A 25,404-nucleotide genomic window follows, 5' to 3' on the forward strand; every position below is an offset into this window, starting at 1 on the left:
AATTCTTTCCTAATTCTCTGTCTCTAATGGCGGCTTATGCTTCTTCGATACAAATCGCGATGTCTTTCACTTCGTAAATACGCAGACCATCTTTGCTCAGGTTTGCGTCGCCAACGATGATACGTTTGCCGTCTTCGTCTTTAATCGCAGTGATGTGTACATCCAGAGACATTTGCTTGTTCAGAGGGTTAATCTGACCACGGTATTTCCACTTCACTTCAGATTGGATTTGACCAAATTTCGGATTGCGGAAGCCAGCGCCAAGATCTTTGTTTAGCGCGTAGGTTTGCATCAGTTCGATGATCGCTTCGACACCTAGAGAACCAGGCATTACCGGATCTTGATGGAAGTGGAACTGGAAGAACCAATCGCTTGGGTCAATCGTACGCTCAGCGTATAGGTAACCTAGACCGTCTTTACCACCATCGCTTGTGATCTGCACAGTATCGATAAAGTTCAAACGACCGCCAGCCAGTTGGTAGTGTTCTTGCACTTCACCAGTAGCAGAAACAGGTGCATTGAAGTAACGAGTCGTTTTGTCTAGCAGGTTGATGTTTACATCCGGTGTGCGGTTGTTATCAACGTGCCAAGGGTGAGTCACTTTACCGTTGTCCAAACCAAGCTGATCTTTCAGTGCTGCGCCTTTGAAGTAACCAAATACCGCTGTACCTTCGTAGAAAGGCACGCCGTCAGTGCTCAGTTCGAAGCTAAAGCTCTGTACGATGTTAGTGCCCATCATTACGGTTGAAAGCAGACGAGAATCGTTGGTAATCGTTTTGCCACGCAAGTCGACGTTACGCAGCATTTTGCCGCTGCCGTCTAGGTTACGGAAAAACAGCTCTTCACCTGGGAAGCCCAATGTGGTGCCCATGTAGCCAGAGATGAAGCCGTTTGGCTGCAATGAGATCTCCATCAATACCGAGTAAGGCATCAAGGTGTGATGGCTGTTTTCATCAAAGTACCATGCATTTTCTGGCACTTCGTATTCTGCGATACACGATGAAGGTTTCTTGAAGTCGCCACGCTTACCGTCGATTTCAACCACACGTGTAGTTAACTGTAGGTCGCCACATGGAGTACGTGGTGGAATCATCCCGCGATAGATTGAGAAATCAGGGCCGAAACATTTCTCGATATCGCCAGTCGCGAATTCGAACATATGGTAAGGCGTGAATGGAACCGTATCGGGTGTGCGGTTCGGGTAATCAGGCGTTACCGGAGCTTCAACGTGTTGAAGAGGAATCACGCCTTTATTTGGCGTTGTTTCTAGGTCTTCAATTTGCGCCATAAGTGGCGCATTTGCTGAAGCTTGTTGATTCACTGCTGGCGTATGGCCCAAGCTTTTATGGTCCAAGTTTTCGATAACAGGGGTTGCGACAGCTGTTTCTAAAGAAGGCAGGTAACGAGTACATTCGTCGTCTTCTTTGATCATTACACCTAAGTTTTGGAAATCAACAATCACTTTGCCGTTCAGCAAGATATCGATGTTAGCTTTTGCGTATGGGCGAGGGCTTAAACCAATCTCGGTCACTTCCATGCGGTAAGTCAGTTCTGCCGATTGTGGTAGAACTTGACCACGACAGCGTACTTGTTGAGGCGCATTTTCAAGCGGCTGGAAACGACCATTTTGAACAAGCGTGTGCATGCCAAGGTGCATCATGAAGAATTGCAGCAGTTGACCACAACCTTCTGCCATCAAAGAGCCGGCCATTACTGAGTCATCTTTGAAATGACAAGGGAAGTACCAATGCTCAGGTTCTAGCTGTTTGTGACCTTCAATCAGACCAAGTCCCCATGTGCCGCCTTGCGGTTCAACACGGCTGACCTTTTCGATCATCATGAATTTTTCTGAGCTGAAACATAAAGAAGGCTGGTGGCGATCAGATTGGTGAGTTGGGCCAAAACACTCTGCGATGTTGGCAGTCAGTAGGTGACGCAGTTCTTGGTGGTTAAACTGGGTTTTAGGGCAGTGCAGAATCGGGTCAAAGCGTTGCTTAGTGGCAAGCTTACGAGCCTTGATCTCCTCTTCAGTGTGAATCACCCCTTTGCCGTCTGCTAGCTCTTCATCAGTGAAGAAGCCTGCACAACCGTTGTCCATTTTCAGGATCATCTTGTCGCCAACGAAACATTCGTACGAGAAGAAGAACAGTAGTGTGTCGCCATTGCGAGCAAAGCTGTTGATTGAGATGTCGTAACGCAGTGTGTCGCCACCACGAGGCAAGTCGCCAAGGAAGGTCAGTGTACAATCAAGCAGGCGATAAACACGCTCGCCTTTGTTTTCAAAATCAATACCTAGGTAGCTGATCAGCATTAGGTCACACTGACCAGATTCTACCGCTACAGCCCAAGGGATCTGACCATCGACAAGATACGGCGCATCAACTGGGATGTCGTATTCTGTGGTCATGGTGCTTGGCCTGTACTCGTTCACTGTCGCGTTGAGCTTAGTGACACGAGATACCAATAGGTAGTCGGTGGTTGGCAATCGAACGCGGCGCGAGTAGCTATCGATGATCGCGTAGTCAGGACCAAATACATTGGCGATATCACCTTCGGCGTATTCAACCAGATCATCGTAATCCCAGATACATGGTTTACGGATAGGTTTTACTGGTGCTGGTGTCGCAAGTACGTTGACTGGTGTTGACTGAACCTGAGCTGACTGAACTTGAGCTGGTTGAGCTGATGTTTCGGCTGAGCTATCTAAACCAGACGTAATTGCGTTTAACTGTGCCTTTAATAGTGCATCAGCCATCTGCATGCCTTGGGCACGAGTGTGCAGGAATGCTTTGTGTACTTGCTGGGCCGCTTGCTGGTTTTGAGCAAAAGCTTGGTTATGTGGTGTTACAGACGGTTGTAATGCTGCATCCGTCTTAGCGTCGATTTGAGACGCGCCATTTTTAGCGGATAGGACATGAGTCATATTGCTGTGGTTACCTGTTAGCTGACTGTGGCGAGTTGGCGCCAGAGTAGGGGATACTGATGTAGGAGTTTCGATTACTGGCTCTACCGCGTTCTGCGCTAATGCCTTCTTCTCTAACTCTTTTTGCGCAAGGGCTGCTTGAATGCTTGCTGTCGTTGGAATCGACGCCACTCTTGCTGCTTGTTTACCAGAAGCTTTCTGTTGAATCGTTGCCAAGTTGGTCACTGGGGTTTGAGCAATATGTTGATAGATATCGCGACCACCTAATGTCACTTGCTTAACCAATTGACGTTTAGCATCGCTCGCTAGTTCATTGCTTAAACGAACGGAAAGTGACTGAGATTCAACACTCGACTGGCTTAGTAGCAGCTGTGAACATTGTCCTTCGCTGATGTTGGCAACAATCGCGCTCTTAGAGCTGATGTTTGGATTCAGAGACTTAAGGTTCAGGTTGAGCAGGCCGTGTAGCAGACTTGCCATGCCAGAAGCTGCAGAGCAGTGACCCACACGTAGACTTGCTTGAGTGGTCTTGGTTACACCTAGATTGAGAGATACAAGCTCGTGTGATGAAGACTCTGGTGCATGGTTAAGCTCAAGCAAAGATACATCGTTCGAGCCGATGCCTGCTTGAGTCAGTAACTCATCAGCAACGGCGTTGCTACGCTCGCTTGAACCAAAGGCCAATGCATTGATGCTGCCGTAAGCCGTATCTTGGTTTCCGGTGGCTCGACTCTCTTCAACAAGAACGATTGCACCAGCGCCTTCACCGACATTCCAACTGCCGTCTTGCGGTTGTCCGAATTTAGGATCAAGTGACACTGGGCTCACGCTGTTCTTCAGAATCACATGTTCTGCGCTGCCGCTAAGGTCAACGGCTGCAATCACGACTGCATCCATGGATTCTTGCGACATTAGGTTTTGTGCGACATCGATACAACGAGCAACCGACTGTTCAGCGGCTGAAATCGTAAAGGCAGGGCCGTTAAAGTCCCACAATGAAGAGATGCGCGAAGCCATGATATTACCGATGAAACTGGTGTACTGGTTCAGCTTGGCTGCGTCCATCACACTGTCCATCGCAATGGTTTCTAGCGCTTGGTATTCGTCTTGTGTCAGCTCAATCCCCATGTTGGTAAAGCTGTCAGCCAATTGGCTATGCAGGTTTACGCGTCCACGGAATTGGTGCATCTCAAGCTCTGTTTCCATAGCGACGAGTACTGCTACCTTTTGGCCAGCTACAAGCTTGGCATCTTTGATGGCTTCGTCTGCAACTTTCATCAGTAGCAACTGCTGAGAGATCAAACGGTCATCTTCATTAGGCGGCACTTTGAAGCGTAGGAAATCGAGGTCGAATTGATCGATGTACGCGCCATTTGGAATGCCGTGTAAACCAAACTGATTCAGCAGTTCTGGATGTTGGTCTAAGCCTTTCCAGCGTTTCTTCGGCAAGGTAATGAAAGCATCGCTGTTAGTCTCAATCGCAGTGCTTAGTGCATTGATGCTTTGCAGAGAACCGAAGTGAGACGCGAGACCAGTAATGCTTAAATTAGGCGATTGTAGGCTTGGAGATGCTGACTCTAGAGTCTGGTTTGCATGACCCGTACCTGAATACGCTTCAAGCAGTAAGTGAGCATTACAACCACCGAAACCAAATACAGAAACACCCGCACAGCGCTCTTGGTTGCCCGCTTTACTTGGCCAAGGTTGCACTTGTGTTGGTAGCGTCTGTGAACCAAATAAACCTTCTGGCGACGATAGTGGCTTGTCCAAATTAATACTTGGAGGAAGCACACCTTCTTTCATCGCGAAGATCATCTTCATGATCCCAGGCATACCTGCTGCCGTCAGTAAGTGACCGAGATTTGACTTGGCAGAGCCAATCAATGGCGGGTTAGAACCATTCAACTTGTCAGCAAAGAAACGTTCCATTGAGGTTAACTCAACCTTGTCACCTAACGGTGTGCCGGTTGCGTGGCACTCAATCACTTCAATGCTGTCTGGTGATAGGTTTGAAGCCTCGTAAGCGCGTTCAAAGGCTTGGACTTGTCCCTTGCTATTTGGACTTAATACGAACTGGCCACGGCCATCGTTCGACAAGCCAATACCGCTGACGACTGCGTAGATGTTGTCGCCATCACGCTCTGCATCAGCTAAGCGTTTTAGCACTAAAACACCGGCACCTTCGCCAGCAAACAGGCCTTTACTGTTGCTATCAAACGGAACCGACACACCGTGGTCAGGGTAAGCGTGGAAAATGGAAAAACCCATGTTGATAAAGAATGGGTCAGCACCGGATACCGCGCCTGCCAACATCATGTCGGCTTTGCCCGTGTTCAAGTAATCACACGCTAACTTCAATGAATACACTGAGCTTGCACATGCCGCATCTAGGCTAAGTTGTACGTTGCCTAAACCTAGCGCATCAGCTACTAACTTAGAGGCGTTGTGTGCTGCAGCACCGTTGATCGGGTTGAGGTCTTGAGCAGTTTCATTGGTTGGTAGCAGTGAAAACTGGTCATTAGCCAATTTATCTTTGAGTGCTTTCTCGACCACCGAGTGATACATCGGCAGAAACAGGTCGTTTGAGCGTGTGGTTGGGAACGAAAGGGCACCCATGATCACGCCTGTGCGCTCTAAAACATCGGCATTCAAATCAATGCCTGCGTCGTCTAAAGCCTTGCGACTGGTATCCAAAGCCCAAAGGAAACTCTGGTCGATACCTTTGAATGACTCGGCTGTTAAACGGTAGCCATTGCTGTCGAAATTGAAGTTTTCGATGTAGCCGCCTTTATCACAGTAAAAGCGGTCTGACTCACCTTGCACACCCTGATAGCTTTCAGGTTTAGCACCTAACTTTTCAGCGCTTAATGTGGTTCGAGAATCTTTTTTGTTTAGCAAGTTTTGCCAAAAATCTTTTGGCGTATCAGCTTCAGGGTATTGGTTAGCAATACCGACAATCGCGATCTTATTGCACTTCACTTGCTGTTTGTTCTGAGCCTGATTCGATTGAGAACTCATACTAGCTCTCCTTGATGATTCACTGCGCTGCCTTGAGGCATACCACTTAATTGCTTAGCGGCGGTGATCTGTTGTTCTAGCCCTTGAATAAGAGGCTCGACAGACAGTGGAATTTGATGAGTAATGAGCTGACCAATGCATTTGATGAGCGTGACAACATCGTCACCGCCTTTGGCATTGGAAGCGATTGTGCAGTATTGGTCGGCTACGTTGTCGCTACGATTGATCTTGTCGATCAATGTGCTGGTTTGACGATCGGCACCTACTTCTATAAACAGACGAGCACCTTGTTGACGCGCACTCTGGATCAACGCGGTGAAATCTAACGTTGAACAGAAGGTGTCGGCAATCGAAAGGGCGATACTATCGCTGTCGATATTGATTGGTGCGCCAGTCGGTAGACCTGCTGCGCTGATAAAGCGGATATGCTTTGGCAACTCGTCGAACAGTGGTTGAGTGTAAAACTCCTGCACTTGGCTATGCTGGCTCAACGCTGGCGTGGTGTGCATTGCAGTAACACGGTTCGCGGCAATGCCACGTTTACCCAGTTTCTTGAGCAGAGCACGACAGGTGCTTTCACAGCCTGCCAGTACGCAAGTATCACCTTGGATGATAGCGAGATAAGCGCGCGGAAATTCTGGTAACAGAGCCTTAATCGCTTGTGCATCACTGCGAACCACAAAGCTATTCCATTGGATACTTTCGTCGCCGTTCAGCTGCCAATCTTGACGCACTGCGGTGAGTTCGCCAGAAATAGCCGTGGTGAAAATAGGGCTAGTTTGAGTCATCTCGATTAGCGCATGTGGGTTTTTCCAAACATTTAAGCTGGCCCACATGGAGGCTTCACCTTTGGAGTAGCCCAAGGCGAAATCTGGCTGCACTTTGAATTCATCACACAGCAGTTGTGTTAACAGATAACTACTGCCTACACCTGCAATGGCCAATTCACTAAGCGACATTTCTTGCGAGTCGTCAGCGTAGGTTTTGTCAGCCTGCAGCATCTCTTTCAAGTTACCTTCGCGCTCTAACCGAGCAAATAACTGTGGGAAATGGTGGTGAAATTCGCGCAACATGCCGGGATAAACCGTGCCAACACCAGGGTAAACAAATGCAACGCCACCTTTGCTTTGAGGCATCGGTGAGAAACAACTTCCCGCTGGGGTTTTGTATTGGCTATTATCAGCCATTACTTTTGGCAACGCATTCTCTATCGCGGTGACCTCTTGTATTGCAGCCTCAATTGAAGCACCTTGAATCACGATGTTCGCACCACGGCCAGCATTGTGCTGAACACTTTGGAAGTGACTTAGGTTTGAATGCATCAAAGTGGCGATAGCAAGTTTGCTGTCTGCCGATTCGTTAACGCATTTAAGCTCTTCTCTTAACGAGGTTAACAGAGAAACCAATTCGGCTTGTTCGTTGCCAGAAAGCACAAACATCAAACGCTCGCTCGATAGCAATGGTTTCGGTTCTTGCAAACCGGTCGCTTGAGTCAATATCAGGCTGGTGGCATTTTGGTTATCGTCATTGAAGGTCAATGAAGCAACACGAGCTTTGTTCGTCTCAGTGAACCAGTAATGGTTAGGTAATGAATGGCTCGGCAATGAGCGGCTCGATATTGCATTCACCATATTCAACAATTGACCAAACTGTTGCGAAGCCGATAAGTCAGAGTGTTGCTGTTGATGACTTAAATCTGTAGCGGGGCGGCGCGCAATATCCAGAGCAAGCTGGACGCTATCTCCAGTAGCTGTATCTACAAAACCCGCTAGATAAGCGTGTGGATGAATCTTGTTTTGAGCAGCGGTCAGTGCACTCAACATCAACAATGATGGTGAGTGAGAATTCAAACCAAGCTTAACAACATTACCTTGATTGACTGTCTCGATGGCGTGAGCAAGTGCTTGATTAAAATTGCCATCAACCACAACAGTAACAATCTCTGGAATCGAAGGTGATAAGTCGGCAGAAAGCTCAGCCGCGTTTGCTGGCTGAGCTAAAAGAGCGATGCGCAATGGCATCGCTTTATTAGTAGGAACAATCACTATGACAATTGCTCCTTTTCTGCGTTTTTAGTCGCCTCTTTCTTTGATACTGCTGAGCTAGACTTCGGCAAAAATGCGTCGTTTAAGCTCTTGCTGATGGTGACTTTGGCACCTTTCATTACTGCGCTTAAACGACCATCCTGGTGGTAAAGCGAGATATCAGCTTGCAGTGAACGAGCCGTGCTTTTTATCACGCTCAGCTCTAACCAACCTCGGTCACCATTGTGCATCGGTGCGTAACAAACAAACTCACCAATTGCAGACGGTAGGCTTGCCGCACCGTATTTCAATCGAGCCCATACCAACATGGCTTGCAATAGATAATCTTCTGAAAATGGCTGACTATCGCCAAAACCTTGCTTCGGAATAAATGATCCGCAGTCGCTGTTTTCAATCTGAGGCAACTGGCATTGAGCCAATAAGCCTAAGTCGTCAAAGCGCTCGACTGAAGTAATACCTTGCAGTCTTGGTCCGTGAAACAGAGTGCCGTCACTGTATAGAGCTTGCGCCGTTGTTACAGGTGCTGAAGTGTTGGCTTCAAAGCGTTTCTCTGACGCTTGTTGAACATCTTCAGACACTTGCACAGAGGCAACTTGCAACTGAGCTTGATACTGTGGTCGTCCTTGGCAACTGATCACTGCTTTTAGCTGATCTTTTGATTTAGCATCAGAAGAAAGAACCAGTTTTAGCTCTTGCACTTCATCAGTATCAAAAATCACACCCTTAAGCAGTTTGTAGTTGTGAACGCTAACGTTCACCCCTAACAGTTGCTCCGCCACTTCACGCATCCATTGGATGGCACACACTGTCGGTAACACGGGGTTACCGGCAATGCAGTGATCTTGAATGAAAGGCAATGCCTTAGGATCAAGATGACGTGTCACAGTAATGCTTGTATTCAGCGGACTCTTTGCAAGATGCACAGACTCCGCATTAAGCTTTTTTACAGCAGCTTCCTTGTTGTCAGAACCTTGCATGCTCGTACCAACCAGCAGTTGAATGCCAGTTTCGTTCAGTAGTTGAGAGCTAAACAGTTCTGCACCTGCCTGAAGAGGAATTACGTACACACCACGCTCTGTAAACATACGTTTCAGTGCTGCGTTTACCATGCCGCCGTCCCACGGTCCCCAGTTGAAGCTCATTACTTTCGCTTGAGGGTTACGCGCAGACAGTTGTAGAGCCGCTTTGTTCAGGATCTCGTTAGACATCGAGTAATCGCTTTGGCCTGTGTTTCCATAGAAACCTGCCGCCGAAGAGAACATCGCAATCAGTTTTAACTTGCCGCTATCAAGACCACCAAGAACCGCTTCTAGTCCACCCACTTTGGTGCCGTAAACCATGTTCAGTTCATCAAGCGTTTTGTCTTGAATGTGTTTGTCAGCCAGTACACCTGCGCCGTGGATTAGCCCCGTGATGCCGTCGAAATTCGCCAGTGTTTTCGCTACAGACTCATGGTTCGACACATCTAGACTTAGGTATTCAGCGCTCGCGCCAATCTCATTGAAAGCGGCAAGTGCTGCGTTGATTTCAAGGCTGCTCAATACCGGTTTTAGCAAGGCATCAACTTTTTTCGGTGTTGGTTTATCACCTGTTGCTTGTAGGTGAGCGATAGCCGCTGGTTTTAGCTCTTTCTCTTGCTTGCCCTGTGCCCACTGAGGTAGCTCAGCTGAAGTAATATGCTTACTACGACCTGCAAGAATGAAATGAGATTTACATTGCTTAGCAAGCGTCAGTGCACATTCAAACGTCACGCCTTTAGCGCCACCAGTTACGAGAACTTTATCGCTCTTGGTGAGTTGAGCGCCTGTGTTTTTAGTTTGTGCAGTACCTGGTGTTGCAGCAATCAATGTTGCACGACCAGATTCACCGTTTTCCGCATGGCTAAGGCCGATTTCAACCGTATTGGTATCGATATCGAACAGTTCGCCTGTGATAGCTTCAGCAAGGTGACGAGCATCAATCGAAGCGTCTGCATCCAATGCACGGCAGAACACGCTTGACCATTCATGGCTCAGTGTCTTAGTTAGACCAGACAACGCGGCTTGGTTAAGTTCTGCATTCGCTAGTTGCTTAGTATTTAGGTAACCAAAGCCACCATCGATACGGCTTAGCGTGAAGAACACGCTGCGACCAGAAACAGCATTCAGTTGGCCATTTAGGTGCTTCGCGAACAAGAACGCTGTGGTTAGCGAAGCTCTTGAGTCTGCATTCAAGTTAACCGCTTGCTCGTTGCTTTGTTTAGCATCAACGATAGCTTGTAGGTGAATGAAGCCAGCAATCACTTTGTTCGACGTTTTAAGGTCTACTTCGATGTCGTTAATAACCGCAGTCACACCAGCATCATCGACGCTGTTGAGTGTGTAGCTTGCGATTTCACTGTTTAAAGGTGACGCGGCAGAAAGAGCACTACGCACTACAGCAACTTGAATGCCGTTAGCGGTCAACTTTTCTGCTAGAACACCGGCGTTGTGACCATCATCTGTGATCACGACACAAGCGTCTTTTGAGAAACAATCGACGAGTTTATCTGCCGCTGGTAGCTTTTTTAGCGCTACCTCATTGTGTGGAGGAAGTTCCGCTGTCGCTGTTTCTACGATAGGCGTTACTGATTCAGCCTTTGGAGTCGCTACGGGTGCAGCAGCGGATAGCTTACTTTGCATGTAGGTAACGATTTCACCAAGCGTACGACACTCAGCTAAGTCTTCAGGGTTTAGCTCCGGCAGCGTTGGTAGCTGGTCTTGAACCGTACCTAGAATCTCAACGCGTTTGATTGAGTCGATGCCAAGGTCTGCTTCCATATCCATCGTTAGGTCGAGCATTTCTGCTGGGTAGCCTGTTTTGTCGGCAACCACTTCCATCATTGTGGATTGAACGTGAGCAGGGTTTAGGTCGTTGCTCGCGCTTTCTACAGTTGCTGCAGCGACTTCTGTACTCGTAGTAGCAGTAGCGCCTAGCTTACTATTCATGTAGTCAACGATTTCACCCAGAGTACGACACTCAGCCAGGTCTTCAGGATTCAGCTCTGGCAATGTTGGTAGCTGGTCTTGAACCGTTCCAAGGATCTCAACACGTTTGATTGAGTCGATGCCAAGGTCTGCTTCCATGTCCATTGCTAAGTCTAGCATTTCTGTTGGGTAGCCCGTTTTATCAGCCACTACGCTCAGCATTGTGCCTTGAACTTGTTCTGCGTTTAAACCGTTTGATACTGCTTGCACTAGTGCAGATACTTGAGCCACTACTGGAGCAGAAGCTGGAAGCTTGCTGTTCATGCTTTTAGTATTCATGTAAGCAACGATTTCGCCAAGAGTACGACACTCAGCGAGGTCTTCAGGGTTTAGCTCTGGAAGAGTCGGTAGTTCATCTTGAACCGTACCAAGAATCTCAACACGCTTGATTGAATCGATACCAAGGTCAGCTTCCATATCCATTGCTAGATCTAGCATTTCAGTCGGGTAGCCCGTCTTCTCTGCTACCACCTCTAACATCGTCTTCTGAACAACAGCTGCATCTAGTCCATTGTTAGCTGCTGCTGGAGCAACTACTTCCGTTTGTGCTGCAACTGGTGCAGAAGTTGGGAGCTTGCTGTTCATGTAAGCAACAATTTCGCCAAGAGTGCGACACTCAGCTAAATCTTCAGGGTTTAGCTCTGGAAGAGTAGGCAGTTCATCTTGAACCGTACCAAGAATCTCAACACGTTTAATTGAGTCGATACCAAGGTCTGCTTCCATATCCATTTCTAGATCAAGCATTTCCGTTGGGTAACCGGTCTTCCCAGCAACCACTTCTAGCATGGTTTGTTGAACGACTTTTGCATCAAGACCGTTAGCAGCTTGAACAGGAGCAGTTGCGCTTGGTTGTGCTGCCACAGGCGCTGATGCTGGCATCTTGCTGTTCATGTAGGTAACGATTTCACCAAGAGTACGACATTCAGCTAAATCTTCAGGGTTCAGCTCTGGTAGGTTCGGCATTTCGTCTTGAACGGTACCAAGGATCTCTACGCGCTTGATTGAGTCGATACCAAGGTCTGCTTCCATGTCCATTTCTAGATCAAGCATTTCCGTTGGGTAACCCGTTTTCTCAGCGACCACTTCTAGCATCACTTTTTCAGCATCGGCTGATTGTACTGCCACTGGTGCAGCCACAGGAGCCGGTTGCGCTTTAACTGGCACAGGTTGAGCTGCAACAGGCGCTGCCGCTTGAGCCGCTACTTGTGGTGTAGGAACGGCTTTCTGTACTGGAGCTTGCTGAGCTGCTGTCTTTTGAAGCGGTGCAGCTTGAACTGGCGCAGCTTGTACAGGAGCAGCTTGTACTTGAGCTACAGGCTGTTGGACGATAGCTGCTGGAGTAGTTGGAGCTTGAATCACTGGTTGAGCATTTACTGGCGCAACGAAGGTTGGTTGTGCCGTTTGTACTGAACCTTGCGTCAGCATATTAAGTGCTGAGTTGTTGCTGTGCGCTTGCATTTCTAGGTAATGAGCGTGAGCTTTTAGCGTTTCAGCTTGGTGCTGGTGGAACATTTCCATAGAACGCTGTAGGTTATCAGGAATTGCTACGCCTGCTGTTGCCATTTTCGCTTGCTCAGACATTAGGGTGTTGAATGTGTCACCGTATTGCTGAGGAATCGCCAAGAATTGCTGATGTACTTCTGCTGCTTGTTGTTGAGCATTGAAGAACGATTGCAGTGAAGATTCATCAACGGTTACTTGAGCTGCTGGCTGAATAGTTGCTGGGGCAGTTTGAACCACTTGTGATTGCGGAGCAGCTGTTGCTACTTGTGCACTTGGTGCTGGAGCAGTTGACTGTTGTACATTTGAAGCTTGAGGAGCAGCCACAGGTACTTCAACGATTTCTGTTTTAATCACTTCTTTTTCCACGATTTTCTCGACTTCAACTTTCACTTCAACAATCTCAGTCTTTTCGGTGACGTTGCCCGAAGCCAATGATTGATCCATTTTCTTACGAGTAGCAGGGCTGATGTAGTTGGTTGCATTCAGCTTGATGTTCATTGGTGATGCCTTCGCAGGTTCAGCAATGTCAGCTTGGTAAGGGTCAATGTTGTCTAATGAAACACCTGCCACGCATAGTTGAACTGCAGCTAAACGAAGCTGTTGGTCACTGTCGCCTTTAGGGCTTGGGTTGATACTGATTGCGTAAAGCTCTTCGTTCTTATTAGCCAATGTTTTCTCAACCAGCTTTTGAAGAATGTTTTTCGGACCGAACTCAACGAATACGCGCGCGCCTGCTTCATACATCGCTTCAATTTGCTCGCTAAAACGAACCGATTGCAGCATGTGTTGCTTGAACGCTTTCTTGATCGCTTTCGCGTCTTTGCTGTGCAACTTGCCCGTTGCATTTGAGTAAAGCGGCAGTGTTGGAGCGCTGAATGAAGCTTTATCAATTGCAGAAGCAAATGATTTTTGAGCGTGAGCAACAAGCGGTGTGTGGAAAGCGCCAGAAACTGGCAGAGCAATCGCTTTGAAGCCTTGCTCAGTTAGCGCTTGTGCTGCTTGTTGAACCGTCGCAGTTGGACCTGCAATAACCAGTTGAGTCGGAGCGTTGTAGTTAGCAATACTCACGCCTTCAAATTGGCTGATGCAGCTTTCAACAGCTGGAAGTTTGTCTGCATCTAGGATGACTGCAAACATAGTACCGCTGTCGCCTTGTTCAGGTGTCGCTGCCATCGCATCGCCACGAGCGAAAGCTAGCTGGTAGTAATCGTCTTGCGAGATAACACCCGATGCACATAGTGCACTTAGTTCACCAAAGCTGTGGCCTGCCACCATGTCTGCTTTGAAGCCAGCTTGAGTCATGATGTCGAACTGACCCATAGACACAGTACCAATCGCACTTTGAGCATTGGCCGTGTTGGTTAACACAGCTTCTTGAGCTTTGGTTGCTTCTGGTGTGAAGGTTGGAATTGGGAACAGAATTTGCGACAGAGCCGTTTTCTTGTGCTGACCAAATACCTGATCCGCTTGAGCAAGCTGTTGACGCATCTCTGGGTAATGACAAGCAAGCTCGCGACCCATGTTGAGGTATTGCGAACCTTGACCTGCAAATAGTGCTGCCACTTTACCTGCACCATTTTCTGCAATCAGTGCCGACTCACGGTAGCTAGTACCGTTTGGCATCTGCCAATGTGTTTTGGTTTGGCTCTCAAGCATAGAAACCGCTTGAGTCAGTTGCGCTTGAAGGTCTGATTGGTCAGTGACAACTAAACCAAGACGAGCGTGCTTAGCGTCTACTTCGCGCAGAGCGTGCTGCTCAGCAAGCGCTTCTAGTTTGAATGCCGCATCTGCAGCTTGAGTTGAAACCTGCTTGAGCTCATTGATCAGTGCTTGACGAGATTCCGCGCTGAATAACAGAGTTTGCGGTACTTGGCGTTGACGGTATTTGTCACCGCGAGCGTGTTCTGGTGTGTACTCTTCTAATACAACGTGGAAGTTAGTGCCACCAAAACCAAATGAGCTGATACCTGCACGGCGTGGTGTGCCGTCGACACGTTTCATCCAAGGACGCGTTTGTGTGTTTAGGTAGAACGGTGAGTTCTCGATATCCAACTTAGGATTCGGAGCCGATACGTTGATCGTTGGCGGCAGTACTTTGTGGTGTAGTGCTAATGCAGCTTTGATTAAACCTGCAGTACCCGCAGTTGATTTAGTGTGACCAATTTGAGATTTCACAGAGCCTAACGCAATGTGTTGCTTCTCTTCATTGTTCTCACTGAATACCGAGTTTAGGCCACCAAATTCAGCAACATCACCTGCTGCTGTACCTGTGCCGTGCGCTTCTAAAAGGCCAAGCGTGTGTGGTGCGAAACCAGCATCATCGTAAGCGCGTTTTAGTGCTTTTGCTTGTCCTTCAGGGCGAGGCGCGTAGATACTCTTGAACTTACCGTCCGAAGAAGAACCGACACCTTTAATCACTGAGTAGATTCTGTCGCCATCGCGCTCAGCATCTTCAAGACGCTTAAGAGCAACCATGCCGATGCCTTCACCAATCATCATCCCTTTTGAATCGATGTCGAAAGGTTGAATGGTTTCATTGGTGGTAAATGCAGGTGTTTTAGAGAAACTCATGTACATGGTTGGCGAGTTATCAGTACACACGCCACCAGTGATCATCATTTCACTGCGGCCTTCAACCAGCTCACTCAGAGCCATACGCATTGCGGCTAGAGAACCTGCACACGCAGCATCTACTACACAGTTAATGCCACCAAGGTCAAAGCGGTTAGCAATACGACCTGAAATAACGTTACCCAATGAACCAGGGAACGAGTTCTCTTCCCAATGGATGTATTGGTCTTGGAACTTTTTGATCAGCATTTCGCTGTCTTCGTCGTTGATGCCACTGCTCTTGAAGACTTTTTTCAAAACCGGGTATTGAAGACGAGCATTTAGGCTTTGAGCGATCTTCTGACCACCACCCACACCGAGCGTAATACCGATCTTATCGCGATCGTAACCTTCAGGAAGTTTCGCATCTTCAAGTACTTCTTTTGCCACGATCAGAGAAAGCAGCTGTGACGTATCAGTCAGTTCAAGGATATTTGGCGGAAGACCGAACTCCATAGGGTTGAAGTCAACTTCTGGGATGAAACCACCGCGCTTACAGTAAGACTTGTCTGGCGTCGTACGATCTGAATCGTAGTAATCTTCTGGACGCCAGTGCGTATCAGGCACTTCGGTAATTGCATCGATCTTTTCGCTGATCAAATCCCAGAACTTGTTTAAGTAACGAGAGTTCGCAAACATGCTTGCCATTCCAACGATAGCAATAGGCATGTCTTTAAGACGTTTATTAAGTCGAGTGTCGTCGACTGATTCCGGTGTATTTTTTTCGGGTTGGCTCATTATGAGTCTCCACTTGAAATCACTGAGGGCGATGTCGTGTTTTGAGGCTGCGCTTTTAAAGCTATAGAAAGAAAATCTGAAACAGATTTAGGGAAGCGCAGCTGAAAATTCAGGTTGCTGAGTGGCGGCAACCAGATAGAAATTAGGTTTTCGAAGTGCGTTGACTTACGAGAGTAGGGGAGGTGTTTCATGCGCGACGGTGGCATTCAAATGTTGAGGCGATGTCCATTAAAATCCTGTTCAAAGTCTGACTAAACGACAAGTCGGTATCCGCAAAGAAAACGTGTGAATTTGTTTAATGGTTGAGCAGGCTACCCGAGGTGAGTGGTCGATACAATGCTCCCAGAGGCCACTATGATCTGTTCAGACCAGATGAATTTGACATGGTTTTGATTTTTGTATTTTTAATTTAATTAACTTATTGATAATTAATGGTTATGAGTTGTTTTTTAGTGTTTTTGCTCTATATTTTGAGTTGGCGAGATCTATGTCATATTTTTGTAAGTAACATTTAATGGATGCCTCTTGTGTAAGGCTAAGTGTGATCTGTGTTTTAATTTGTTATTATTTGAAAAATTAGTTTTAAGTCCTCATATGAAGGGGGTTTCCCTCCCGTATTCTCTAGGTTCCACTTAATTCATAGGTGAGTTAAATTTGTTCGATTGGGTTGTTCCGATCGTGTTTTGAAGAGTGATTTATAGAAGTGAGTTCGAGTTAAATGAAAACTCCCGTTGTTGATTTGTGGCTATGTTCTCTGGGTAACTTGAATGACCAGCCAGACATTGTATCTCAGCTCAAAAAGAGACTGACGGCCGACGAGATAGCCAAAGTTGAGCGCTATCGAATGCCTTCATCTCAAATTCAGGCCCTGTATGTTCGCAACTACCTAAGAAAGGTGCTGTCTAGCTATTCTGATTTGATGCCTGAAGCGTGGTGCTTTGAATATGGTGAGAAAGGGAAGCCAAGATTAATTGAGAAACAACAAATAGAAACCGGCCTGAATTTCAATATCAGTCATAGCAAAGAACATTTGTTAGTCGCGGTTTGCCAGAGAGAAGGGAAGCGAGTTCAACTGGGTATCGATATCGAACATGCAAGAAGCTCGACCAATATCGATTCGATCATGAAGCACTATTTTTCAGATAAGGAATTGGCGGATTTACTTAAACTTAGTAAAGAGCTGCAGAGAGAGCGCTTTTTCGATCTATGGGCGCTGAAGGAGTCGTATATCAAAGCGACGGGCAGGGGGCTAGCCACATCGTTGCGAAGCTTTTCGTTTGATTTCTCCAATCTGACGGAGCAAACATTGCCAATTCACCCTTCGAATTTTCAACCAAACTTGCAGGATGAAATTAGATTTCATGGTGAAATCAGCATATACAGTGGAGTTGGGTTGGATGTTACTGAGCAAACCGATATTTCTACAGATTGGCAATGTTGCTTAGGGCGGTTGGATGAGCAGTATCGCTTTGCGGTTACGCTTGGTGGAAATTTGCTACCGATGAAGGTAGAGATGAGAACCTTTTCATCGTCTCATCTCTTTTAAGCTAGCTTGGTGAGGGGAAGTTAGCTCGTTTCGCCAAGCATCGCTTTTAATACTTCAGCAGGCACGGGCTGCAGTTGCTTGTCTTTGTCTAGGCAAACCATTTCGATATCACCAATCACCGCAGGTTTGGTTGCATCTTTACGCCACACTTCTTGTCGCCATAGCGTTTTGTATTTGCCATCGAGTTCAAAAGAGGTTCGGATGTCGCAGATCTCAGCGAACTCAACCCCATCTTGAAAAGTCATGTTGGCTTTATATACCGCAAAACCTAATCCGTGTTCATTCCACAATGTTGCCAGTTTATCGCTACCCAATACATGTTCGCGTGCACGCTCAAAGTACTTTAGAAAGTTAGGGTGATAAACCACACCTGAGTGATCGGTATCTTCATAGTAAATTTGTACTGGGTGATGGTAGATCTGGCTCATTGATATCAACTCTTATTAAGTAGCGTTGTAGTAAATCTGACTAAGTTGTGCAGCACTCTACAGGATAGGTCGAAATTACTTCAAGGTATCATCGGGAATGTGGCTCTTGGTCAGACCTCATTCGGCCGTATCCATTAGTGATGCGTTGGTCAACTCCCACCCATTTACAAATATTCTATGTGTCATTTCCCACCCATTGATTTTTGCAGCAAGTTGGTGATTGCAGCAGGCAGATATCATGAAGCCTTATGGTTAAAGGGTTGTTAATGATTTGTGTCAATGTGGCGCGCTAATTGCCTTAGTGAAAGCACGCAGTTCCCATTGAAGGGCTGTTTTGTTTACTAAGGAGAATAATAATGTTTAAGCCTCTTACCCTGCTGTCTGTCTCTGCTCTGGCGCTCACAAGTTTTAATGCTGCTGCAAACTGTGATCCAGGTGAAATCGTGATTAAATTCAGTCATGTAACCAATACCGATAAGCACCCGAAAGGCATTGCCGCTTCTTTACTGGAAGAGCGAGTAAACACGGAAATGAATGGCAAAGCTTGTATGCAAGTTTTCCCTAACTCAACACTTTACGATGATAATAAGGTACTGGAAGCCCTGTTAAATGGTGATGTTCAAATGGCGGCGCCATCGTTGTCTAAATTTGAGAAGTTCACTAAGAAATACCGCATTTTTGACCTTCCTTTCCTATTTGAAGACGTAGAAGCCGTCGACCGTTTCCAAAACTCAGAATCTGGCGAAAAACTGAAGAATGCGATGAAGCGTCGTGGCCTTCAAGGTCTAGCGTTTTGGCACAATGGCATGAAACAGATGTCGGCAAATAAGCCTCTTATCAACCCTGAAGACGCGGAAGGTTTGAAATTCCGTGTTCAGGCATCAGACGTATTGGTGGCTCAGTTTGAACAACTAGGCGCTAACCCACAGAAGATGTCTTTCAAAGAAGTTTATGGTGGCCTGCAAACTAAGGTTATCGATGGTCAAGAGAACACATGGTCAAACATTTACGGTAAGAAGTTCTTTGAAGTACAAGACGGCGTAACTGAAACCAATCACGGTATCTTGGATTACCTAGTTGTAACGTCAAACGACTTCTGGAAAGACTTACCTGAAGATGTACGTACACAGCTTGGCACTATCGTTCAAGAAGTCTCTGAAACACGTAATGCAGAATCTTCAAAAGTTAACCTAGCGAACAAAAATAACATCATCGAAGCCGGTGGTGAGGTTCGTACACTTACGCCTGAACAGCGTGAAGCATGGGTAGTTGCGCTTCAACCTGTATGGAAGAAGTTTGAAAAAGACATCGGTTCAGATCTTATCGATGCAGCGTTAGCTTCAAACCAATAATACCGCTAAGGGAGTGGCGAGTATTCGTCACTCCTTATTAAAACAATTATAAGCGGAGTCAATTATGGAAAAGCCTCAAATGGAACAACCAAATTCTAGCGAATCAGCACTGGAAACCTCTCTTTTTTCCAAAGTCGGAAGAGTTACGGATGTGATTGAAGAGTCATTAATCGCATTTTTCCTTGGCGCAATGACGCTACTTACTTTTGCCAATGTGGTATTTCGATACGCATTCAATGGCAATATCTTGTGGGCACTGGAATTGACGGTGTTCATGTTTGCTTGGATGGTGTTGGTCGGCGCATCTTATGGTGTTAAAAAACATTTCCACATTGGTGTTGATGTGATCATCAACCTTGCCCCAGAAAAGCTACGCAAAGTGTACGCGCTAATCGCCGTGACAAGCTGCCTAGCATTTTCAATCTTACTTCTTATCGGCTCTTGGAATTATTGGTACCCATTCGCGACCGATCGCGCATGGTACGAGACCGACGATATTCCAATGCCAGAGATGCTTCAGTTTCTTGCTGACTGGCTGAATGAAGGAGAGCGATACGAGAAACTGCCACGTTTTATTCCTTATATGGCGTTGCCGATTGGTATGGCAATGTTGACGTTCCGTTTTGCTCAAGTTGCTTACCAAGTCGTAACAGGCAAGCTTGACCGTATGATTGCAGGACACGAAGCCGAAGAAGAGCTGGATGCCTTGAAAGCTGATGTGTTAGCGGGTTCTGATGAAGACGCGACAGCAGTATTGGATTCGACTAAGCAGAACAAAGCGAACGAGTCGGGTACAAAATCTAACGGTAAGGAAGACTAATCATGGCAATGTTATTTCTATTTTTAATGGTAATTGCTTTCATGTTGGTCGGTGTACCAATTGCAATTTCCCTCGGTTTATCGAGCGTAATATTCTTATTGATGCATTCAGATGCGTCATTAGCTTCAGTCGCACAAACGCTGTTTAATGCATTTGCAGGCCACTACACACTCTTAGCGATTCCTTTCTTTATCTTGGCCTCTAGCTTCATGTCTACGGGTGGTGTGGCGAAGCGGATTATTCGTTTTGCTATCGCGATGGTGGGTTGGTTCCGCGGCGGTTTGGCTATGGCATCGGTTGTGGCATGTATGATGTTCGCAGCCCTTTCTGGTTCATCTCCTGCAACGGTAGTGGCGATCGGTAGTATTGTTATCGCAGGTATGATCAAAAACGGCTACACAAAAGAATTCGCTGCAGGGGTTATCTGTAACGCAGGTACCTTGGGTATTTTGATTCCACCGTCAATCGTGATGGTGGTTTATGCTGCAGCGACCGATGTATCGGTAGGTCGTATGTTCCTAGGCGGTGTGATTCCTGGCCTGTTGGCGGGCGTGATGTTGATGATAGCTATCTACATTGCGGCACGTATTAAGAAGATTCCGGCACAGCCGTTTGTGGGTTGGGGCGAGATGTTCGCAGCAGCGAAAGATGCGAGTTGGGGCTTGCTACTGATTGTCATCATTCTGGGTGGTATCTACGGCGGAATCTTTACACCAACAGAAGCGGCGGCTGTTGCAGCGGTTTATGCCTTCTTTATAGCCAACTTTATCTATAAAGATATGGGACCTTTCGCTGACAAGAGTAATACCAAGCCTGCGCTGGTGAAAGTGTTCCAAACCTTTTGTCACAGAGACACCAAAGACACGCTCTATGATGCGGGTAAGCTGACTATCATGCTGCTGTTTATCATTGCCAACGCATTGATTCTTAAGCATGTTCTAACAGAAGAGCGTATTCCTCAAATGATCACTGAGTCTATGCTTTCTGCTGGCTTAGGACCGATCACCTTCTTGATTGTGGTGAATGTTCTACTCTTGATTGGTGGGCAGTTCATGGAGCCATCAGGTTTGCTGATCATCGTAGCGCCGTTGGTATTCCCAATTGCCATTGCACTCGGTATCGACCCAATTCACTTAGGTATCATGATGGTGGTGAACATGGAGATAGGGATGATAACGCCGCCTGTCGGGCTCAATTTGTTTGTGACCGCAGGTGTCGCGAAGATGTCGATGATGAACGTGGTAAAAGCCGCACTGCCTTGGGTAGGCGTAATGTTCTTGTTCTTGATTATCGTCACTTACGTGCCTTGGGTGTCAACATGGTTACCAACCACCTTGATGGGGCCGGAGATCATTACCAAGTAGTTGGCGGTTTAGATACACGGCTAGTCTAACGAACGGTTTCATTCTCAATGTAAATAACAGCGATAGATGAAGAGTTATACTTTTTCATCTATCGCTTTCTTTTTCCCGCGCCGTAAAGTACCGCTTATGCGTCTGTCATAGCCTTTCCAGCGCAGTTTTTTCTTTCTTCGATCGCGCCCAGATCTTCTTTCTACTTCATAATGGTCATCAATAAGCACTGTATCTACAATGACAGGAATGGTCGTTTTTTCGTTCATATGCAACTTATCCTTAAAGTCGACATATGAATTATGGAAGATGAATCTTATCTCTGCCAGTTTCGATAGACATTCAGATCAAGTTGCGCTTTGCGTTTTGTTTCGTTGTTGATTCTTTTATTTCGTAGCTTAATTTTCACTTCAAAATCTATTGTTTACTTAAAATTATCTTTGTCGATTTGATAGCGTTGCATTTTGTCGTAAAGCGTTTTTCTTGGGACATTTAATTGAGACATGGTTAATTTTATACTCCCTTCATTCTCAATCAACGCGCGCTCGATCACTGCTTTTTCGAACTCTGACACTTGGTCCGATAGGCTAATACTGGCGTCTGAATGGATCTCTGAGTTCGCACCATCCCCCAATTGAGCTAGTTTTCCGAGTAAGATGAAGCGTTCAGCGCTGTTACGTAGCTCACGTACATTCCCTGGCCAATCATGAGCCAAAAGTGCGTGCAGTTCCTTTTGTGGAAGGGCTGGGGCTGTCTTGCCATAACGCGCCGCAGCAACCAGTAAGAAGTGATGGAACAGGGCTGGGATGTCTTCTTGTCTGCTTCTTAACGGCGGCAAGTCTAAGGTCACAACGTTAAGTCGATAATAGAGATCTTGGCGGAAAGTGCCTTCTTCAGCGGCTTTCTTTAAGTCGACTTTAGTGGCCGCAATCACTCGAATGTCCAGAGGGACTAAACCATTAGATCCAACCCTTTCGATGACTCGCTCTTGCAAGACGCGCAACAGGCGAATTTGTGCTTGCATCGGCATGGACTCAATTTCATCTAAGAATAGAGTTCCGCCTTGAGCAAATTCAAATTTACCCACTCGCTTGCTTTCTGCGCCAGTGAATGCGCCTTTTTCATGGCCGTACAGTTCACTCTCAATCAGGTTTTCAGGGACAGCGCCGCAGTTGACCGCGACGAAGTTTTGTTCTCGTCTGCTGCTTTGTTCATGTAGAGAACGTGCAACTAATTCTTTGCCTGTGCCAGTTTCGCCAAATAACAAAATATCGGCGTTGGTGTCGGCAACGTGAGTGATGATAGACCGCAGTTCTGTCATTGATTGTGTGTCACCAATGATCCTTGGGCCAAGCGCTTGGCTGGCCTTGAGTGAACGTTTTAACTCAAGGTTCTCGAGGGTTAGTTGACGTTTTTCTATCGCTCGCTTGGTGGTTTCGATTAGGCGCTCATTGGCGAACGGCTTTTCGATGAAGTCATAGGCGCCGTATTGGATTGCTTGAACGGCCATCGAAATATCGCCGTGACCAGTAATCATAATTACGGGGATCTCTTTGTCTTTGTGCATCACGGTGTTGAGCAGATCATGCCCAGACAGACCCGGTAAACAGATATCAGTGATGATCACGTGAGGTAAGCCGTTTTCTTGAATCGCGAGCAGAGCTGACTCCGCATCGGGAAAGAATTCGGCATCAATGTCGGCGAGCTCGAAGCTCTGTTCAATCGCCACTCTTAGATCGGATTCATCATCAATGAAATAGACGTGACACATAGTGATTCCTTTACTTCTTTGTATTCTGGTTATTGCTGCGTTTTTGCTTGCTGTTCTTGTTCAACAAGGGGTAACTCTATACTAAATCGAGCACCACCTTGGGGGCTGCTTCCTGTAACGAGCTTGCCATTTATTCCGCTGATTATTTGTTGAGAAATCGATAGCCCAAGTCCAAGTCCGTTTTTCTTGGTGGTATGGAAGGGTTCAAAAAAGTGTCCGTTCGAAGGGGAGGTGAAGCCGGGACCATTATCATCGACATGAATCAGCAAGGTCTGGGCTTGTTGATGGTCGGACTCCCAAATCTCTAACAGAATAGCTAATTGTTTATCATCTTGTTGTTCCATCGCCTGAATCGCATTAGTCAGCAGGTTAATGATCACCTGTTCCAGTTGAATAGCGTTGGCGAGCACGCAAGCATCAAAGATTTCAGGGAGTTCGTTGACCTTAACTCGTTCACTCTTGAGCTGTGGCTTCATCAGCTCTTTCGATGAATGTAAGATAGGGAGTATTTGCAAGGTGTGCAGTTCTTCCGCGGTGGATTTCTTTGCAAAGGAGCGAAGCTGGTGGCTGATTTTCGCCATGCGATCAGTGAGTGCCGAGATTCGCGATAGATTGTCATCGACACGATCGGTTTTTTCTTTGGCAAGAAACAGTCGGCCATTGTCGGCATAACTGCGAATCGCAGCGAGCGGGTTATTTAGCTCGTGGCTGATGCTCGCTGACATCTGCCCTAGCACCGCCAGTTTGGCTGCTTGGATGAGTTCGTCTTGGGTTTGCCTCAATACATGTTCGGTTTCGATACGATGTTTAATTTCGACATGCAGCTCTGATGTGCGTTCGAGCACTTGAAATTCGAGCTTTTGCTTGGCTTCGGATTGCAGCCTATCTATCTGAGCGCGTCTTTGTTGTCGATGGTGGTTGAGTTGCATTGTGAGATAAATAATCGCAAAGATAAGGCTGAGAACCACAAGGTAAGCAACCAAGTCCCACCAAACTAAGTGGGTCGGAGAAAATACCCGTATGGTGAGTTTTGGCTCGGCTAAGAAGCGAGAGGAGCTAAAGAACTGTTCTTGGACGAGCTTGTGCTGAGACTCAATATTGCTAGTAGCGCTCTCGAAATCACCGGAGAAGTGTAGGCTTTCTATTTTTGTATCGAGATACTGTCTGCTTTCTTGAATTTGAGAGTGCTGTTCTTCGCTTAGTGGTTGAAGGCTTTTGAACAGCCATTCAGGGTTACTCGACATAAATACGATTTGGTCTTTATCGTCAGCAACAAAAAAACTCTGTTTGCCTTTCCAACTTGCTTCAATCAGCGATAAATCCATCTTTACAACAATGACGCCAATAATCTCGGCGGCATAGGAGACGGGGTAAGAATAATAATAGCCTCGCTTCCCAGAAGTTGATCCTAGCGCAAAATATTGATTTTCATTGCCAAGAATCGCTTCTTGAAAGTAAGGGCGGAAAGCAAAATTACGACGAATAAAAGAACGCGGTTGATTCCAATTACTGGCTGCGATGGTGGTACCGATACTGTCTAGTAGGTAGGTGTCGGATGCTTGAATCACCGAGTTTACGTGCTCTAGATAACGATTAGTGAGTTCGATTTGCGCAGAGTTACTTGGAGAGTGCAGGGCATCGACCAGCTCTTTGTCTTTTGAAAGCAGTTCTGGAATGTGCGCGAACTTGTCCAATTGACTTGAAATATGAACTGAAAAACGGTCTAGCTTAGATTGATGATCATTTAACAAACTTTCATGGCTTGTGCTCCACACCCAATGACCGCCAAACACCATCAGTAAACTGTATGCGACCATTAAGAGTATTGGGATTCTAAAAGCTTGAAACATGAAGGCTCTCCGCTAATTTCTTTGGTAAACAATCAAGCCTGTCTTCTCTCGTTTATGGTAGCAAATAGCGGTCGTTTTTGCTGAAAGCAGAGAGTGAACAGATGGGTGTAGGTTAAGGGTTTGTAACGGGGATTGTTGAAAAAGTTATCGACTCTGAGGGGTAAAACAAGAGCAAGATCTCTTTTTAAGGTTTTTAGCAAAAAAAGCCCTCGATTCCCTTGAAAAAGTCGCTATTGTCCCCATTTCTGTTGTGCTAAGTGATGATTTGATCGTTTTTGTATCACTTAGTTGGACGAATTTAGAGCATTCATCATCATGCAGAGGTGAACGGCTCGACAGAGATTAAACAGATCGCTAGAATGTCGCGTCTAAAATTTCTGTCCTGAGGCTAATCGGAGATACCTTTCTTGTTTCTGAAAACAAGCTTTATTGCGTTTTAATCG

Annotated in this window: 12 protein-coding genes and 1 pseudogene; 5 read left to right on the plus strand and 8 right to left on the minus strand. The window is 46.6% G+C overall.

Features of this window, described 5'->3' with window-relative positions; genetic code table 11:
- Positions 1–34 precede the first annotated feature (34 nt).
- From BCU34_RS02870 to BCU34_RS02885, 4 genes are read right to left on the minus strand one after another with little or no spacing between them, the layout of a single operon-like run.
- Complete coding sequence (locus tag BCU34_RS02870) at positions 35–5,941, minus strand: beta-ketoacyl synthase N-terminal-like domain-containing protein (protein WP_102480881.1); 5,907 nt, start codon at positions 5,939–5,941, stop codon at positions 35–37.
- Positions 5,938–7,986, minus strand: a complete 2,049-nt coding sequence (locus BCU34_RS02875; protein ID WP_102480882.1) for a PfaB family protein — start codon at positions 7,984–7,986, stop codon at positions 5,938–5,940. Before BCU34_RS02875 ends, BCU34_RS02870 begins: the two co-directional genes overlap by 4 nt.
- Positions 7,986–15,842 carry a type I polyketide synthase gene (locus BCU34_RS02880; protein ID WP_102480883.1) on the minus strand — a complete coding sequence of 2,619 codons (7,857 nt, stop codon included), beginning with the start codon at positions 15,840–15,842 and terminating at the stop codon, positions 7,986–7,988. The genes BCU34_RS02875 and BCU34_RS02880 overlap by 1 nt, the downstream gene beginning before the upstream one ends.
- Entirely contained in the window at positions 15,842–16,033 is a 192-nt protein-coding gene (locus BCU34_RS02885; protein ID WP_102480884.1) for a hypothetical protein, read from the minus strand. The genes BCU34_RS02880 and BCU34_RS02885 overlap by 1 nt, the downstream gene beginning before the upstream one ends.
- A gap of 527 nt (positions 16,034–16,560) precedes the next feature.
- On the opposite strand from BCU34_RS02885, the gene BCU34_RS02890 reads away from it, so the two are divergent.
- Complete coding sequence (locus BCU34_RS02890) at positions 16,561–17,388, plus strand: 4'-phosphopantetheinyl transferase family protein (RefSeq protein WP_102478424.1); 828 nt, start codon at positions 16,561–16,563, stop codon at positions 17,386–17,388.
- 20 nt (positions 17,389–17,408) lie between these two features.
- Here BCU34_RS02890 and BCU34_RS02895 read toward each other — a convergent pair whose 3' ends face one another.
- Positions 17,409–17,816 carry a thioesterase family protein gene (locus BCU34_RS02895; protein WP_009847292.1) on the minus strand — a complete coding sequence of 136 codons (408 nt, stop codon included), beginning with the start codon at positions 17,814–17,816 and terminating at the stop codon, positions 17,409–17,411.
- A gap of 356 nt (positions 17,817–18,172) precedes the next feature.
- Between BCU34_RS02895 and BCU34_RS02900 the strand changes: the two genes are divergently transcribed.
- The 3 genes from BCU34_RS02900 to BCU34_RS02910 all read left to right on the plus strand — a co-directional run bounded on the left by BCU34_RS02900 (position 18,173) and on the right by BCU34_RS02910 (position 21,352).
- Positions 18,173–19,168: a TRAP transporter substrate-binding protein gene (locus tag BCU34_RS02900; RefSeq protein ID WP_102478425.1), complete on the plus strand. Its 996-nt coding sequence runs from the start codon at positions 18,173–18,175 to the stop codon at positions 19,166–19,168.
- Between the two features lie 64 nt (positions 19,169–19,232).
- The gene (locus tag BCU34_RS02905) at positions 19,233–19,988 is read left to right on the plus strand and encodes a TRAP transporter small permease (protein WP_102432836.1); all 756 of its coding nucleotides are present in this window, start codon (positions 19,233–19,235) and stop codon (positions 19,986–19,988) included.
- A 2-nt stretch (positions 19,989–19,990) separates the two neighbouring features.
- Positions 19,991–21,352 (plus strand): TRAP transporter large permease, encoded by a 1,362-nt coding sequence (locus BCU34_RS02910; RefSeq protein WP_102432835.1) that lies wholly within the window; start codon positions 19,991–19,993, stop codon positions 21,350–21,352.
- A gap of 74 nt (positions 21,353–21,426) precedes the next feature.
- On the opposite strand, the gene BCU34_RS02915 is transcribed toward BCU34_RS02910, so the two are convergent.
- The 3 genes from BCU34_RS02915 to BCU34_RS02925 form a co-directional block, all read right to left on the minus strand.
- A complete protein-coding gene (locus tag BCU34_RS02915; RefSeq protein WP_017106218.1) occupies positions 21,427–21,609 on the minus strand; it encodes a hypothetical protein in 183 nt (60 codons plus the stop codon).
- A 155-nt stretch (positions 21,610–21,764) separates the two neighbouring features.
- Positions 21,765–23,111, minus strand: a complete 1,347-nt coding sequence (locus BCU34_RS02920; RefSeq protein ID WP_102478426.1) for a sigma-54-dependent transcriptional regulator — start codon at positions 23,109–23,111, stop codon at positions 21,765–21,767.
- Positions 23,112–23,140: 29 nt separating this feature from the next.
- Positions 23,141–24,961 (minus strand): sensor histidine kinase, encoded by a 1,821-nt coding sequence (locus BCU34_RS02925; RefSeq protein WP_102478427.1) that lies wholly within the window; start codon positions 24,959–24,961, stop codon positions 23,141–23,143.
- Between the two features lie 163 nt (positions 24,962–25,124).
- On the opposite strand from BCU34_RS02925, the pseudogene BCU34_RS02930 reads away from it, so the two are divergent.
- A pseudogene (locus BCU34_RS02930) lies at positions 25,125–25,307 on the plus strand (hypothetical protein); the annotation flags it as partial.
- Positions 25,308–25,404 lie beyond the last annotated feature (97 nt).

This window comes from Vibrio sp. 10N.286.45.E10 (assembly GCF_002874195.2).
In the GTDB taxonomy this organism is placed as follows: domain Bacteria; phylum Pseudomonadota; class Gammaproteobacteria; order Enterobacterales; family Vibrionaceae; genus Vibrio; species Vibrio crassostreae.

Excerpts from the sequence above, each read along its gene's own strand:
- BCU34_RS02920 (WP_102478426.1), bottom strand. The coding sequence starts at position 23,111 with ATGTGTCACGTCTATTTCATTGATGATGAATCCGATCTAAGAGTGGCG.
- BCU34_RS02895 (WP_009847292.1), bottom strand. The coding sequence starts at position 17,816 with ATGAGCCAGATCTACCATCACCCAGTACAAATTTACTATGAAGATACC.
- BCU34_RS02900 (WP_102478425.1), top strand. The coding sequence starts at position 18,173 with ATGTTTAAGCCTCTTACCCTGCTGTCTGTCTCTGCTCTGGCGCTCACA.
- BCU34_RS02925 (WP_102478427.1), bottom strand. The coding sequence starts at position 24,961 with ATGTTTCAAGCTTTTAGAATCCCAATACTCTTAATGGTCGCATACAGT.
- BCU34_RS02885 (WP_102480884.1), bottom strand. The coding sequence starts at position 16,033 with ATGAAACACCTCCCCTACTCTCGTAAGTCAACGCACTTCGAAAACCTA.
- BCU34_RS02910 (WP_102432835.1), top strand. The coding sequence starts at position 19,991 with ATGGCAATGTTATTTCTATTTTTAATGGTAATTGCTTTCATGTTGGTC.
- BCU34_RS02890 (WP_102478424.1), top strand. The coding sequence starts at position 16,561 with ATGAAAACTCCCGTTGTTGATTTGTGGCTATGTTCTCTGGGTAACTTG.
- BCU34_RS02880 (WP_102480883.1), bottom strand. The coding sequence starts at position 15,842 with ATGAGCCAACCCGAAAAAAATACACCGGAATCAGTCGACGACACTCGA.
- BCU34_RS02915 (WP_017106218.1), bottom strand. The coding sequence starts at position 21,609 with ATGAACGAAAAAACGACCATTCCTGTCATTGTAGATACAGTGCTTATT.
- BCU34_RS02870 (WP_102480881.1), bottom strand. The coding sequence starts at position 5,941 with ATGAGTTCTCAATCGAATCAGGCTCAGAACAAACAGCAAGTGAAGTGC.
- BCU34_RS02905 (WP_102432836.1), top strand. The coding sequence starts at position 19,233 with ATGGAAAAGCCTCAAATGGAACAACCAAATTCTAGCGAATCAGCACTG.